Genomic DNA, 14,786 nt, shown 5'->3' with positions numbered 1-14,786 from the left:
TAGACGCCCGAATCCTTTATTCAGTATCACTACACCGTACCCACTGCCGAACGTTGCTGCCCCTTTGGACCAACTAACGCAGAACAGGAAGTCCCGTTTTGACCGACAACACCGAATACGTACAGTGGTTTCGCCAGTCGTCACCGTACATCAATGCGCACAGAGGCAAGACCTTTGTCATCATGTTTGATGGCGACGCTTTGCTGCATCCTAATTTTGATACCTTGGTTCAGGACATTGCCCTGCTGAACAGCCTTGGCGTGCGACTCGTGTTGGTACATGGTGCTCGACCACAGATTGATGCCGTTCTGGAGCGTCTGGATATTACCAGCCAGTTCCATAACGACCTGCGCATTACCGACGGTGAGGCCCTGCGCGCGGTAAAAGCGGCCGTGGGGATGGTTAAGGCAGACATTGAATCCCGGCTGTCGATCGGTATTCCTGGCTCTCCGATGCATGGTGCGCGTATCCGCGTCGTCAGTGGTAATTTCGTCACGGCTAAGCCCCTCGGCGTCATCAATGGTGTCGATTATCAGCACACGGGGGAAGTCCGTCGTATTGAACATCAGGCGGTGAGTCATCTGTTAGATCAACAAAATGTCGTGCTCTTATCCTGCTCCGGTTACTCGCCCTCGGGTGAGATGTTCAACCTCAGCGTCGAAGATGTTGCGCGTCACGCTGCCGTTGCATTACGCGCCGATAAACTGATCGCGTTTGGTGAAAACGACGGTTTAACCGGTGAAGATGGCACTGCGCTGGAAGATTTAACCTGCCGTGAGCTTGAAGATATTCTCAGCTCCTTGTCGGGAAGCCCACGCTGGCAGGCCGATATGGCACTGCGGTGTGTACGTCAGGGCGTGCCGCGCGTGCATATGTTGAGTTATCAGACTGACGGTGCATTACTGCAAGAGCTGTTTACCCGTGAAGGTAGCGGCACCCTGATCAGTCAGGATGCATATGACCAGTTGCGCGCTGCTAACATCGATGACGTGGCAGGCATTCTTGATTTGCTGAAACCATTAGAAGACGACGGCATTCTGGTACGGCGTTCGCGTGAATTACTGGAAACCGAAATTCACCGTTTTTATGTCATCGAGCGCGACGGTTTAATTACGGCCTGCGCAGCGCTTTATCCCTACTCAGACGACGAAGCCGAGCTGGCCTGCGTTGCTGTTCATGGAGACTATCGCGGTAGTAATCGTGGTCAAAGGCTGCTTGAGCAGATTGAACAGGAAGCCAAAAGACGTCATTACAACCGCCTTTTTGTTCTGACGACGCGAACAGCGCACTGGTTTGTTGAGCACGGTTTTAAAGCCGGGCAGGTCAGTGAATTACCGCAGGAAAAGCAGAAGTTATATAACTTCCAGAGAAACTCTAAGGTCTTCTTTAAAACGCTCTGACACCCGGGTGTCAGAGCTTGATTCGCTTAAACGTTTCGTCGGTTTAAAAATCGTCGAAACGGAACAGCCATGAATAAGAAAAGCCAACATACTCATATTTGCCGACTTCTTCGCTGCCGTATTCCGGATTCCAGGTAACCGACAACCGGTGCGTATCATCAATCAGGATGCCGCCTTCCAGCGAGTACATCAGATCAATGGAGGTTTCTGACACATCGTCCGGGAGCTGCAGATCAATAGCGCCTTCACCAAGGAAAAAATCCAGGTAATTCTGTATCTGCTGAATATCTGCTGCCGCAAATTCCTGAAAGGCTTCCGTCGAACTGACACCGACGCTATCGACTGTAAAAGTATAACTGGTACGAACAGCACCAACACCCAAACCGGCGAAGAGGTCAAAATTCGCAAAAGGCTGCGACAGAACAAAATTCACGGTCACCGCCTGACGACTGACACTATCGAGATAAGCACAACCAACAGAAACATCGTTAGTAATGCGGTCAACTGCCGTCTGATCCAGACAGCCTCCTTCAAACTCCCGGTCGTCTTTACCCAAAACGGCACCTTCGACTTCCAGCGAAAAGCGATCACTGAAGTCCATACCAAAGCGGGTTTCAAAGTTCAGAATGGGATAGTCAGCGCCTGAGTACTGCTCATTGAGCTCACCATATTCTGCACCTACGCCCAGATACTGACTGGCCGAGACATTCGCTGAGCAAAGAGCAGCCGCGCCCACGAGCGCGCCAATTGCATACTGTATTTTCATTGTTGTTATTAGAATCTGATTCGTGAGAAGAACAAAACAATGGCGCGGAAAGCCCAACAGGTCAAGCCTGGACTAAGTAAAGAGCCTTCTGCTACCACGCTCCACTCTCAATCGCGGCGCTTCACTTTTAACCGCGACGCCGTACGAAGAAGAAATCGACGATAAAGCCAGCAATGACCATCCCCAACAGATACTTACCTGAGATTTCTGCGGACGTCACCGGTGAACCCAGCGCCGTATGCAGCATCGGCACCATCATAAAGCCGATAAAGATACCGCCAATACGGAATACCGAAGCCGACCCTTTACTGTCTACCTTACGGGCCATAATGATGCCCGCATACATAATGGCAAAGCCGAGAAATGATACTGCGAAAGCTGCCAGATCCATCTTAAAACCCTGTTATTGTGTCGAATAATCGCATGGTACCTATAATCAACTCACGAGTCATTCCACCTTGCTATCCCCCCTTTGCTGCGATAGTTTTCGTCGCTAAATAACAACTTATTCAGGAACTCCCATGTTCGAGATTCTCACCCAGGTTGCTCTTCCTATATCCCTGATTCTGATCATGGCAGGCGTCGGCATGGGGCTGACTCCAGCTGATTTTGGCCGAGTGATTGCCCAGCCAAAAGCGTTCGTGATTGGTGCTGTCTGCCAGATGGTATTGCTGCCTTTAATCGCTATCGGCATCATTGAATTGACGGGCCTGACCGGCCCCTTGGCGATCGGCCTCTTTATACTCGCACTCTGCCCAGGAGGCACCACCTCAAACCTCTATACGCTTCTTGCCCGTGGCGACGTCGGTTTGTCAGTATCGCTGACCGCCGTCATCGGTTTTATCACACCATTTACTATCCCGATTCTCGGCGCCTGGGCGATTCACCAGTATGGCGATGCCGACCAGACGTTTGAGCTGCCACTGGCCAAGACCTGGATTACGCTGATGGTTGTGACGGTTATTCCTGTAATTGTCGGCATGCTGATCCGCCGCTTTGCCAGCAACTTTGCTGTAAAGATGGAACCCTGGGTATCGCGCTTTTCGGTCGCCGTACTGGCTCTCGTTATCATCTCCATCTGTATTAATCTGGGCCCTCAGCTTATCGACTTTGTAGTCGCATCTGGCCCGGCCACTCTGCTGCTGAACCTGATTACTATGGGTCTTGGCTACCTGCTGGGCAATGCCCTGCTTCACCACGAGGACCAGGCCCGAACGATCTGCCTCGAAGTTGGCCTCCAGAACGGTACGCTGGCTCTCATGGTCGTCACCGGTATTCTGGCCAGCCCCGAAATGGCTGTTGCACCATCGGTGTACAGCCTGCTGATGTTCGCCACAGCGACCCTGTTTACACTGTGGGTACGAAACCGCCCACTGACCTCCGCCTGATATACCCGGCTATTCAGATGGCCTGCCTGCTGGCAGGCCGAACTCAAGACAATCAACGTCATCCTTGCCAATGCACCGGCAACCGTCTGGTGTAATATGCCTGCCTCTAATGAATCACTCATGAGGCTGTATCTCCATGCTCGGTCAGATCATCAAGTCGATTATCAAACGCAATGAGCCTGCAATCATTCCTGCGCAGGGAACCTCGGTCGTTCGCCAGCGCGTCTGGCCACACCAGATCGACTACAACCTTCACATGAATAACGCCAAGTACCTGAATGTTCTCGAAGGTGCCCGCTGGACCCTTTTCCGTGACAACGGTTGGTTCAAACACCTCTTTGAGAAGCGCATCAACCTGGTAGTGGCATCGCTGGAAATTACCTTTATCCGTGAGCTTAACCTGTTCAGCAGCTACGAAATTCACACCAAGCTGCTGACCTGGGACGAAAAGTACATCTACTTCGAACACCGCTTAATGGTGAAAGGTAAGCTATATGGCCACGCGCTGGTAAAAATGGCCGGAGTACGCAAAGGCAAGCGCGCACTGACGCCAGAGATCTGCGAGGCCGTGGGCGCAGACTTCAACCAGGCGGATGTAAAAGAAGCCATCACCCACTGGAGCGACATGACTCAGGCCAAACGCGAGCTCTGATAACGTCATGAAACGTCAGAGAGTCTCACCCGGCCGGGACATGGGTAAAGGAAAGTAAGTGCTCAGTCCGTCGCAGGATGGTTCATATACACTGAGTTCTAACAACCGACTACCGAGATGGAGAACTCTGATGAAGCCACTTTTTAAAGTTGCCGCGACCCTCGTACTTGCGGGTGTCGCCGGCCACGCTGCCGCCGACATTAAACCTTTTGAGGCTGTGGAATACCGAAAGGGTATTTTTAAAGCCGTTAAATGGCATTTCGGCGCTATGGGTGACATGGTCAAAGGTAAAGCTGAATTCGACAGCGAAGACTTCGCGCGCCGCGCAGATCTGCTCGCGGCATTAAGTCAGATGCCATGGGAAGGTTTCCGCCCTGGCACCTACGCCAGTGCCACATCAGCCTTGCCTGTGATTGAAGACGAATGGGAAGACTTCACCGCAGCTGGTGATGCCTTCAGCGAAAAAGCAGCCGCCTTAGCGGTCGCCGCAAAAGGCGACGATATGAAAGCGATCAAATCAGCATTCGTAGCCACTGCCCGCACCTGTAAAGGCTGCCACGATGACTTCAAAGACTGATTAAAAGCGCCACCGCTCCGGCGGCCAACGCCACAGAACAAAGCCCGGTCCACACAGGCGCCCGGGCTTTTTTATTCACCGGCCCGTCAGCATACCGGCCCGGTTTTTTATTGCCTGTCACCATCCCCTGCAGCAAGCTTTCATTTTTCGCGAACTGATGAAACAGTACTGCCAGAATATGCAGGCCAACGATGCCCAGAAGCACATTAAAGGAAATTTCGTGGAGTTCAGTAAGAAGCAGACTGGTGTCATAACTCACCATCGGGAATAAGGGCCCCTCGAACAAAACATCATCCGTAGCGAATAATCCCGAGACAACCTGAAATCCGACAAGACCTAACAAACCAAGCACCGCCAACGCACCCAGGGGGTTATGGCTGAGATAATGCAACTCTCTTCCGCTGAGCAAATCCCGGGCATACACCAGAGTCGATTTCGGAGAACGGATAAAGTGACTAAATCTGGCATACGCAGGCCCAGCCACGCCCCACAGTACCCGGAAAATGATCAATCCCAGAGCCGTCAGTCCAAAGGCCTGGTGCCAATCCATCCAGCCCTGCTCGACAGTCAGCCAGGCACCCGCCAGACAAACAGTCAGCCCCCAGTGGAAAATACGGATAAATATATCCCAGACGTAGGTTTTCTCAGACACAAGGGGCTCCCGCTGGATGGTCTTCAGAAATTTTACGAAAATGCTGACGACATCAAATTTTAAGAGGAATTAATCAGATAGTTTACGGAAGTGTGTGAAGAACGAACGTACACGACTATAAATAATTGTCAGGGCCAGATAGGCACACCTCTCCAAGTCAGGAAAGAGTGACAATATCAGCAATTCTCAGAATGCTTCTGATGTCTCCGATGGTCACTGTCAGTAGATTCATGGTCTGGTAGTGTGACGAGACCAATACGCATCAAATACCGAAGGAGAATGGTATGACATGGATGATCACAGGTGCGGGAGGCCAGGTAGGCCAGTGCTTGCAGCAACAACTCAAACAATCGCGGCGCCGCATCATCGCGCTCAGTCATAGCGCATTAGACATCACTAACGACAAACTACTGACTCGTGTACTCGAGGCCAGCAGACCCAGAGTGATCTTCAACTGCGCTGCCTATACCCACATGAATAAAGCAGAGCAACAGGGAGAACTCGCCTGGAAAGTCAATGCGAGGGCACCCTCAACACTGGCCCGATGGTGTAACGACAATGGCGCCTGGTTGATTCCTCTGTCTTCAGACTACGTTTTCTCTGGCTGGATGGCTGATGCCTACTCTGAAAGTGCCTTACCCTGCCCTTTATCAGAATATGGGCGAAGTAAACTGGCCGGAGAGCAGTCAGTAATGGAAAGCTGCGATAGAGCCGTCGTCATCCGTACGGGTTGGCTGTTCAGTCAGTATGGTAAAAATCCACTTTGTTACATGTTGAACAGTGCTCAGAAGTCCCTCAAGATCAATGTGGCAAGCGACGCCTATGTTTCTCCGACACCCGCTGTCTCGTTAGCCGAAACCATGGTAGAAATTGCCAGTCTGGCTGAACAGGGGCGTATTGCCAGAGGGCGATACCATTTCGCCGGTACGCCAACTGCGAGCACTTATATTTTTGCAGGTGAGATGCTACGTCAGGCCAACGAGTTAGGGTTAATCGACCGTCGCTGCCGTCTGTTACCAGAAACGATTAACCCGCCGGGTTCGGGCGCAATGAGACCACACAATTCTGCCCTGGTATCGCAGAAGCTACCCGATTTAGGTATTTATCCACCCGACTGGCGCACAGAACTGTCAGCGACTCTGGAAGCGATCAAAGAGCGTCAGAGTCTGGGCGAGCCCGGTCTCTGTCAGGCCTTTGCCTCGTAAACAACAAAGCTGTAGTTGTATGGATTAGGGCCTTCGGCGGCGAAATCTTCGCGAGCAACTTCCTGCCACAGGCTTTTGTCGTACTCAGGAAAGAAAGCATCCCCCTCAACGTCTGCATGAACCTCGGTCAGATACAGGCGGTCGGTATGAGGCAGTGCCAAGGTGTAGATTTCTGCGCCCCCCATAATCATGGCTTCTTCCTGGCCATCAATCAGGCAAACGCTCTCCGCCAGTTCTCTTGCGGCTTCGACGCTGTTCACGACCTTAACACCTTCGGGCTGGTAGTCGGCCTGTCGGGTAATCACGATATTGGTACGACCGGGAAGCGGCTTACCGATGCTCTCGTAAGTTTTCCTCCCCATGATGACAGGCTTACCCATCGTGGTTTGCTTGAAGTACTTCAGGTCATTCGGCAGATACCAGGGCAATGCGTTATTGCGTCCGATGACACCATTTTCGGCAACCGCCACTATCATGGAGAGCTTCACAGAGAAATCCCGTCGCTAAAAAATCAGCGCCTATGATAGCGATGCAGGTCAGCATTGTCAGGCGCACCGGGCCACAAATTCCGGCATGCGATCAGCAGCAATTGGTTTCGAAAACAGATACCCCTGACATTCGTCGCATCCCAGCCCCGCCAGTCGTGATTGCGTCGATGCCTGCTCGACCCCTTCTGCGATCACCTTAAGTTTCAGGCTGTGAGCAAGATGAATGATTGAGCCCGCAATCGCATCATCGTCATTATTTATCCCCACAGACTTAACAAAGTCACGGTCAATTTTCAGGTAATCAACGGGCAGCGTACGCAGACTGGCGAACGATGAATATCCAGTGCCAAAGTCATCGATCGCAATGGCGATATTTTCAAACCGTAGACGCGCAAGCGTGTCTGCCGTGCGGTCGTTTCCTTCCATGATCATGGCTTCTGTAATTTCGAGCGTAAGGTGCTTACCCGCAAGACCTACCTCATCAAGAATACCAAGCACCTGATCCGCGAGATCTGGCTGGAAGAATTGTCGCGACGTCAGGTTCACCGACACTCTGGCATCTTCGGGCATAAGTCCGTCGTCCAGCCACTGGCGAAACTGTTGGCAGGCACTTTCGATAGCCCACATTCCGAACTTTTCGATCAGGCCGGTCGTTTCCAGCACCGGAATAAACTGCTCCGGCGGCACATGACCAAACACGGGGTGATTCCAGCGCATCAGCGCCTCGACGCCATAGAGACGCTGCCCATCCATACTCATTTGTGGCTGGTATTCCATGGATATCTGGCGGTTATCCAACGCATGATAGATCGCCATCTCCAGACCTCCGCGAATCCGGTCCTCGGCAGAGTGGGCGCTGTAGATAACATAGCTGTTCTGACCGATCTGTTTGGCACCCGACAATACCTGCTCGGCATGCAGAATCAGATTGCCAGCATCGTGGTCCGCTTCGCCAGCCAGTGCTGCGCCAATGCTGCCCGAGAGTTTTATTTTTTCTCCCTGAAAGGTCACCGGCGCATCCAATTGGGCGCTGATTTTTTCGCAGACCTGAATCAGGTTACGCGTCTGTCGGAGGTTTTCGGCAATCAACGCAAATGTGTTGCCGCCAATCCGGGCCAGGGTGTCGGATTTCCGGGTGACAGAGCGCAGTCGCTCCGTCAGTTCAATCAGCACCGCATCTCCCGCAGAGTGGCCGAATGATTCACTCAGCCGGTGAAAATGATCAAGATCCAGGATCACCAACCCCATCGGTTGCTTGCTTCGTTTATGGGCTTCCAGTGAGTGTTCAAGGCGATCCTGAAACAAGTAGCGGTTAGGCAGCCCAGTAAGAGGGTCCAGATAGCGGTTCGAACGCAACGCGCATTCCCGGGCTTTTCTTGTCGCAGCGGTACGGATAGCAGGAATCAGCTCAGCGGAATTGGTCACTACCTCCTGCGCGCCTAGCTCCAGTAGCCGCTCCATACGCATGTCCGGGAAGTTCAGCATCACCACCAGAGGCGCCTCGGGCAAAGCCTGTGTGGTGTAATCGAGAATCTGCGCCAGCCTCTCACTGTATGTCGAGGCATGAAGCACAATCACGCCTTCTGATTCCATCCAGCTTTCGGCGAGTGATTTGCCATCCTCACAGAGGCAAACGCGGACGGCTCTCGGCAAAGCTGGCTCAGCTTCATCGATGGAATGCCAGAAAACGATGGGTGTTTCAAACTTAACGGGTTTAATGAAAGACACTACAGAACCTCCCTGTGACGTATACAGAGAGTGTAGAAGGCCTCCCGATATTAGCCCGGGAGACACACAAAAGTCAGGCGTCAGTTCTCAGACGGAAAATAACGCCGGAAAACAGGCACCCCAAAAAACAACCGATCAGACAGCGACCGGCGCCTTAATGTGCGGGTGCGACTCATAACCTTCAATCACAAAATCTTCGAACTTATAGTCGAAAATGCTTTCAGGCTTACGTGCAATCACCAGCTTAGGTAACGCCAGCGGCTCACGACTCAACTGCAGATCAGTCTGCTCAAGGTGGTTGGCGTAAAGATGAACGTCACCGCCCGTCCAGACGAAATCCCCCACTTCAAGGTCGCATTGCTGAGCCATCATATGCAGCAGCAAAGCGTAGCTGGCGATATTGAATGGAACACCCAGGAAAATATCTGCGCTGCGCTGATAAAGCTGGCAGGAAAGCTTGCCGTCAGCGACGTAGAACTGGAAGAAAGCATGGCACGGTGGCAGAGCCATATTTTCGATTTCGCCCACATTCCAGGCACTGACAATCAGGCGGCGGGAATCAGGGTTATTCTTAATCTGCTCGACAATCTGAGATATCTGATCAACATGGCGGCCGTCAGCTGTTGGCCAGCTACGCCACTGTGACCCGTACACAGGCCCGAGGTTTCCCTCTTCGTCTGCCCACTCATCCCAGATGGATACGCCGTTTTCTTTCAGGTAGCTGATATTGGTATCACCACTCAGAAACCAGAGCAGCTCATGAATGATTGAGCGCAGGTGCAGCTTTTTGGTGGTAACGAGCGGGAAGCCTTCGCTCAGATCAAAGCGCATCTGGTAGCCGAAACAACTGTAGGTACCCGTTCCGGTGCGGTCTTCTTTAAATACACCGTGTTCGCGTACATGACGCATCAGATCGAGGTATTGTTTCATGCTTTTTTAGCTCCGCTATTTGTGCCGTTACGGTAGGCCCAGATCAATAGAATCAGACCAAATACGATCATTGGCAGGCTCAACATCTGCCCGCGGGTCATCCAGCCAAACATATCGAAGCCGATGTGTGCATCCGGCTCACGGAAGAATTCAGCGATGGTACGGAAAACCCCATAACCAATCAGGAACATCGCACTGACCGCTTTCTGCGGACGAGGGCGAGACGAATAAAACCAGAGAATAACAAACAGGAGAAAGCCTTCCAAACCCGCCTGATAAAGCTGCGAAGGATGACGCGCAAACTCATCCGCGCGCGGAAAAACCATCGCCCAGGGCACATGCTCAGGGTCAGCGACGCGGCCCCATAATTCACCGCCGATAAAGTTGCCGATGCGCCCGAACATCAAACCCAGTGGGACAAATGGCGCACCGAAATCACCGACGTCAAAGAAACTCTTCTTGTGAATTTTGCAGAAGATCAGAATGGCAGTCAGAACGCCAAGCAAACCGCCATGAAAGGACATGCCCCCCTCCCAGACACGGAACAGCCACAATGGATCTTCGAGAAACTGCGGGAAGTTATAAAACAGGACGTAGCCCATGCGGCCGCCAATCACGACCCCCATCGCGCCGTAGAAAATCAGGTCAGAGACCTGCTGCGTGGTCCAACCACTGCCAGGCTGCTTCGCACGCCATGTCGCCAGCAGATAGGCCGAAGCAAACGCTGCGAGGTACATCAGGCCGTACCAATGCACTTTTATAAAGCCGAGTTCAAACGCGACAGGATTAATATCCGGATAGGTCAGCATGGTACTTCCCTGACAGTAAAACAGTTAAAAGAAAATAAAGCGGATTCCGACAACGCAGAGTAACACAGCAAACAACTTTTTCAGCAGCGCCGCATCAAGCTTGTGCGCCAGGCGCGCACCCACCTGAGCACAGGGTACGCTGGTCAAAGCAATCCCCAGAACAGCAGGCCAGTATACGAATCCGGTAGACCACTCTGGCAGAAGATCATTCCCTTGCCCGGCAATGATATTGGTGACTGCTCCGGTCAGAGCGATCGGAATCCCACATGCAGCAGACGTCGCTACTGCCTGACGCATACTGAAGCGCATCCATGACAAATAAGGGACAGTAAACGTCCCACCGCCGATACCGAACCATGAAGAACCGAAGCCAACAATACTACCCGCACTCATCAAGCCAAGAGCAGAAGGTCGATCTCCCTTGCCTGGCGGCTCCCAGCCGGTGAACATTTTCAACGCCAACAGCAGCGCAAAGACACCAATGATGTTCTGCAATACCGGACCAGGAACTTCACTGATAAGGACCACACCCGCCGCCGTACCAATAACAATCCCGGCGGCCATACTGCGCACCAATGACCAGTCGATCGCGCCATTGCGGTGATGCTCACGCACGGAACTCAGTGAAGTAAATACGATAGTGGCGAGAGAGGTAGCCACGGCCATATGGGTAAGCACCTCGGCGGAAACGCCCTGTGCTGCGAAACTGAAAATCAGTACAGGAACAATCACCATGCCCCCGCCGATTCCAAACAGTCCGGCAAGCACGCCAGCAAATGCCCCCACCAATAAATAGAGTAAAAAGGTCATACAGATCGGTTCTTCTTCATGGTCGCGGCATTATGAAGCATTCGTGCTTGGTGTACACTGCCGCTATGTGCTTAATCGTTTTCGACTGGCAACCCGGTCAATCTCAGTGGCTGCGCCTGAGCGCAAACCGCGATGAATTTTATCAACGCCCTGCGGCGCCGATGCACCCATGGGAAAATATTCCCGGGCTGTACGCTGGCAAAGATCTGGAGCAGGGCGGTACCTGGCTTGGATTCAGAGACACTGGTCGCTGGGCCGCACTGACCAATGTTCGCGCCCCGGGAGCAGGCCCTCAGAATCCCAGATCACGCGGTGAGCTGGTCACAGACTTTGTTGAATCAGACCTGCCAGTAGAAGACTGGCTGCAGAGAATTAACTGCGACGACTATGCGCCGTTCAATCTGCTCGCCGGTACAACCACAGAACTCTGGTATCTGAGCAACCATCCTGACCGCCAGCTGAGGCGACTACAAGCCGGCCGCTACAGCCTGAGTAACGCCCAACTTGATAGCCCGTGGCCAAAGGCCGAGTTAGCAAAAGAGCAACTCGCTCAGGCTGACAGCGGATTCGCAACGCTGCTGAACCGTCGTGATCCCTGGCCCGACGAAGTTCTGCCTGCGACTGGCGTCCCCATCCTCTGGGAGCGGCTTCTTTCGGCTCAGTTTATCATCGCACCAGGATACGGTACCCGTTGCAGTACCGGCATTCTCGCTTCAGGAAACGATGTCCAATTACAGGAAATCACCTGGAATGAGCAAGGCGAAAACGTCGGCGAGAGAAGCTACAGATTAGCCATTAAAGACAGGTAGTCTGTCCCCGTTTGTTACAAACGAATACGCAAGAGTGAGAGCGAGTTCGAAAAGCACGTCCATACTAAAGCTATGACGTGTATAAATCGCAGAACACCGAACAGCCACACACACCGCGTGCCTCTGATTGTTGGCGGGGTATGCGCGTTGCTGCTGTTTGCGGCGCTGGCAGCGAGCCTCCATACACGACCTTTTATGCCACCCAGTGTTGCGCAGGAACACATGGAGCATTGGCTGATTGAGGGTGCCCGCAAGGTCGCCGGTGAAGTCAGGCTCCGGCACATCCGCAACATGGAACCCTTTTACCTGAAACGTAACTACCAACCTATCTGGCTGGACAGTTACCAACTGCGCCCGGAAGCACATGAACTCATCGAGCTTCTGCGAGAAACTTCCGTCGATGACTGGCGCAATTACGGTTATTCATTGGATACGCTTGAACGCGAGATGCGCAAGCTTACTAATCTGCCGGAGCAGGCCACCGCCATGGAGGTACTGCTCACCGATGCCTTCGTGACATACGCAGAGCAGGCTCTCAATAACGAACTGATCCCCAACGCTGACGAGAATGACCATCCAACCATGCGTAAGGTCGTTCTGTCTGGCGAGGACCGGATCACAGAAGAACAGATCATCACCCTGCTGCATGAGTCCGTACGCCAGAATAAACTGGATGAACTACTGGCTGGCATGGCCCCCCAGCACGACGGCTACCGACGCCTTCGCGCCGAGCTGAAACGCTATCGTGATATCGACCGAAGCGGCGGATGGCGCCCTATTTCTCACGAGCTGACCCTGAATGCTGGCGACCGCCATGTCGAGGTCCCGTATCTGCGTTGGCTGCTCGACCAGTATGGCGATCTGCCCAAAGGCACTCTGGCCTGGTTCCTCGGGGATAAGAGCGAAAAGACTTTACGCGCCCCAGCGCGGGAGAAAAATCCCGATCTGAGCAAGCCAGAGTATCTGTTCGATGGACCAATGCGGGCCGCCATTAGTAGCTTCCAGCAGCGACACAAGTTAGAAAGCACGGGCAAGCTCAATAAAGAAACCATTGATCGCCTGAACATTCCGCCCTACCAGACAGCTCAGCGCATCGCTCTGAACATGAAGCGTTGGCGCCAGTTACCAAACGACCTTGGCCATCGTCACATCATGGTCAATATGGCGGATTACTCGATGCGCCTGATGAATGGCGGATCTCCCGAGCTGGAGATGAAGGTGATCATTGGCCGACTCGACCGGCGTACGCCCGTCATGACAGACCTGATGCGCATTATTGAAATCGCCCCGACCTGGACGGTGCCTCCACGCATCGCCAGTTCCTACCTGCTTCCCAAGCTTAAGCGTAACCCTGACTACCTGAAGCAAAAAGGCTTTGACGTATTACAGTGGCGAAACGGCTCAGCCGTGCATGTGTCAGCGGATGAGATTAACTGGAAGAATTATAGCGCTCGCAATCTTCCTTATACCTTTGTACAGCGTCCGGGAAAACTGAACGCACTGGGCACGGTGAAGTTTCTGTTCCCGAATGATCAGAGCATCTATCTGCACGATACTTCTAGCCCGGAGCTGTTCGCGAAAGATCAACGTGCTCTCAGCTCAGGCTGTGTCCGGGTAGAGAAGCCCCGACTGTTGGCTGAAAAACTGCTTCAGTCACAGGATGGCTGGCATCGCGGACGTATCGACGAAGCGATTGATCACAACCGTACCAGCCGTATCCGCATCAAAGATCCTGTACCCGTACATCTGATGTACTGGACTACCTGGGTCGATGACAATGGCAGCCTTCAGATACGCGATGATGTCTATCAGCGCGACCTCATTGGCGGTACCGCCACCCACGCCAGCCTGTAACAACTACTTACACGCTGGCGCGTATTTACGAAATACGGACATGACACACCTGTCGTGACGAACTTACTGATGAACTACGTCTGATTTTTTCCGTTGGACTTTTGGCATACTGACTTCTCACTGTAATCCCAATGTAACAGGAGTCAGAACATGCTGGACCGTCGCCGTTTTCTGCAACAGTTTGCCGCTGTTTCTGCTGCAGGTATGACAGGCCTCAGTACTAATGCTTACGCCGCCTCAGAATCGATTATTGATTCGGGCCCTGATCGTACTTTGAGTCTGTACAACATTCACACGGGTGAAACGGTCAAAAGTACCTTCTGGTCTCAAGGGCAGTTTATCGACAGTGAAATTGAAATGATCGATATGCTGGTACGTGATTTTCGCGCCAACGATGTAATGGCAATGGACAGAAATCTGTATCAGGATCTGTACGAACTACAGACCCGCCTCTCACCCAACAAGCCGATGTACATCATTTCGGGTTACCGCTCGCCGAAAACCAATGCCGCTTTGCGTAACGGTTCTTCAGGCGTCGCGAAGAAAAGTCTGCATATGCAGGGTCGCGCAATCGACCTGCGCATCCCTGGCGTATCTCATAAAGAACTGCATCGTGCGGCGCTGGAATTAAGAAGCGGTGGCGTTGGTTACTATCCAGACAGCGGGTTCGTTCACCTTGACACCGGACGGGTTCGCCGCTGGCAGGGTTAATCCCCTG

General features: G+C 52.8%; 16 protein-coding genes. 8 read left to right on the top strand and 8 right to left on the bottom strand.

Annotated features, from left to right (window positions below):
• Positions 1-98 precede the first annotated feature (98 nt).
• Positions 99-1,400 (top strand): amino-acid N-acetyltransferase, encoded by a 1,302-nt coding sequence (argA, locus tag B3007_RS14365; RefSeq protein ID WP_068442756.1) that lies wholly within the window; start codon positions 99-101, stop codon positions 1,398-1,400.
• Between the two features lie 43 nt (positions 1,401-1,443).
• Here the strand turns inward: argA and B3007_RS14360 are convergent, their stop codons facing one another.
• Positions 1,444-2,166, bottom strand: coding sequence for a hypothetical protein (locus tag B3007_RS14360; protein ID WP_301376941.1), 723 nt, complete (start codon positions 2,164-2,166; stop codon positions 1,444-1,446).
• A gap of 127 nt (positions 2,167-2,293) precedes the next feature.
• Positions 2,294-2,557 carry a hypothetical protein gene (locus tag B3007_RS14355; protein WP_301376942.1) on the bottom strand — a complete coding sequence of 88 codons (264 nt, stop codon included), beginning with the start codon at positions 2,555-2,557 and terminating at the stop codon, positions 2,294-2,296.
• A 130-nt stretch (positions 2,558-2,687) separates the two neighbouring features.
• Here B3007_RS14355 and B3007_RS14350 point away from each other — a divergent pair, with 130 nt between their 5' ends.
• The 3 genes from B3007_RS14350 to B3007_RS14340 all read left to right on the top strand — a co-directional run bounded on the left by B3007_RS14350 (position 2,688) and on the right by B3007_RS14340 (position 4,783).
• Positions 2,688-3,554 carry a bile acid:sodium symporter family protein gene (locus B3007_RS14350; protein WP_301376944.1) on the top strand — a complete coding sequence of 289 codons (867 nt, stop codon included), beginning with the start codon at positions 2,688-2,690 and terminating at the stop codon, positions 3,552-3,554.
• A gap of 136 nt (positions 3,555-3,690) precedes the next feature.
• Positions 3,691-4,206 carry a thioesterase family protein gene (locus B3007_RS14345; protein WP_068442743.1) on the top strand — a complete coding sequence of 172 codons (516 nt, stop codon included), beginning with the start codon at positions 3,691-3,693 and terminating at the stop codon, positions 4,204-4,206.
• A 130-nt stretch (positions 4,207-4,336) separates the two neighbouring features.
• Positions 4,337-4,783 carry a c-type cytochrome gene (locus B3007_RS14340; RefSeq protein ID WP_068442741.1) on the top strand — a complete coding sequence of 149 codons (447 nt, stop codon included), beginning with the start codon at positions 4,337-4,339 and terminating at the stop codon, positions 4,781-4,783.
• Here the strand turns inward: B3007_RS14340 and B3007_RS14335 are convergent.
• A complete protein-coding gene (locus B3007_RS14335; RefSeq protein WP_068442738.1) occupies positions 4,773-5,435 on the bottom strand; it encodes a cytochrome b/b6 domain-containing protein in 663 nt (220 codons plus the stop codon). The genes B3007_RS14340 and B3007_RS14335 overlap by 11 nt on opposite strands.
• A gap of 284 nt (positions 5,436-5,719) precedes the next feature.
• On the opposite strand from B3007_RS14335, the gene rfbD reads away from it, so the two are divergent.
• Positions 5,720-6,640, top strand: coding sequence for a dTDP-4-dehydrorhamnose reductase (gene rfbD / locus B3007_RS14330; protein ID WP_068442735.1), 921 nt, complete (start codon positions 5,720-5,722; stop codon positions 6,638-6,640).
• On the opposite strand, the gene B3007_RS14325 is transcribed toward rfbD, so the two are convergent.
• The 5 genes from B3007_RS14325 to B3007_RS14305 all read right to left on the bottom strand — a co-directional run bounded on the left by B3007_RS14325 (position 6,622) and on the right by B3007_RS14305 (position 11,405).
• Positions 6,622-7,116, bottom strand: a complete 495-nt coding sequence (locus B3007_RS14325; protein WP_068438257.1) for a dihydrofolate reductase — start codon at positions 7,114-7,116, stop codon at positions 6,622-6,624. The genes rfbD and B3007_RS14325 overlap by 19 nt on opposite strands.
• 69 nt (positions 7,117-7,185) lie before the next feature.
• Complete coding sequence (locus B3007_RS14320; RefSeq protein ID WP_068442731.1) at positions 7,186-8,856, bottom strand: putative bifunctional diguanylate cyclase/phosphodiesterase; 1,671 nt, start codon at positions 8,854-8,856, stop codon at positions 7,186-7,188.
• Between the two features lie 135 nt (positions 8,857-8,991).
• A complete protein-coding gene (gene thyA / locus B3007_RS14315) occupies positions 8,992-9,786 on the bottom strand; it encodes a thymidylate synthase (protein WP_068442729.1) in 795 nt (264 codons plus the stop codon).
• Positions 9,783-10,595 carry a prolipoprotein diacylglyceryl transferase gene (lgt, locus tag B3007_RS14310; RefSeq protein ID WP_076514244.1) on the bottom strand — a complete coding sequence of 271 codons (813 nt, stop codon included), beginning with the start codon at positions 10,593-10,595 and terminating at the stop codon, positions 9,783-9,785. The genes thyA and lgt overlap by 4 nt, the downstream gene beginning before the upstream one ends.
• A gap of 24 nt (positions 10,596-10,619) precedes the next feature.
• Positions 10,620-11,405: a sulfite exporter TauE/SafE family protein gene (locus B3007_RS14305; protein WP_068440980.1), complete on the bottom strand. Its 786-nt coding sequence runs from the start codon at positions 11,403-11,405 to the stop codon at positions 10,620-10,622.
• Positions 11,406-11,470: 65 nt separating this feature from the next.
• Between B3007_RS14305 and B3007_RS14300 the strand changes: the two genes are divergently transcribed.
• The 3 genes from B3007_RS14300 (at position 11,471) to B3007_RS14290 (ending at position 14,779) form a co-directional block, all read left to right on the top strand.
• The gene (locus B3007_RS14300; RefSeq protein WP_068440978.1) at positions 11,471-12,214 is read left to right on the top strand and encodes an NRDE family protein; all 744 of its coding nucleotides are present in this window, start codon (positions 11,471-11,473) and stop codon (positions 12,212-12,214) included.
• 195 nt (positions 12,215-12,409) lie between these two features.
• Positions 12,410-14,068 (top strand): L,D-transpeptidase family protein, encoded by a 1,659-nt coding sequence (locus B3007_RS14295; RefSeq protein WP_297531498.1) that lies wholly within the window; start codon positions 12,410-12,412, stop codon positions 14,066-14,068.
• A gap of 150 nt (positions 14,069-14,218) precedes the next feature.
• Entirely contained in the window at positions 14,219-14,779 is a 561-nt protein-coding gene (locus B3007_RS14290) for a YcbK family protein (RefSeq protein ID WP_301376951.1), read from the top strand.
• The last annotated feature ends 7 nt before the right edge of the window (positions 14,780-14,786 follow it).

This window comes from Thalassolituus sp. UBA675 (genome assembly GCF_002297765.1).
Classification (GTDB): Bacteria; Pseudomonadota; Gammaproteobacteria; order Pseudomonadales; family Oceanobacteraceae; genus Thalassolituus.
The sequence above is the reverse complement of the archived record's forward strand: the minus strand, read 5'-3'. Positions and strand labels throughout refer to the sequence as shown.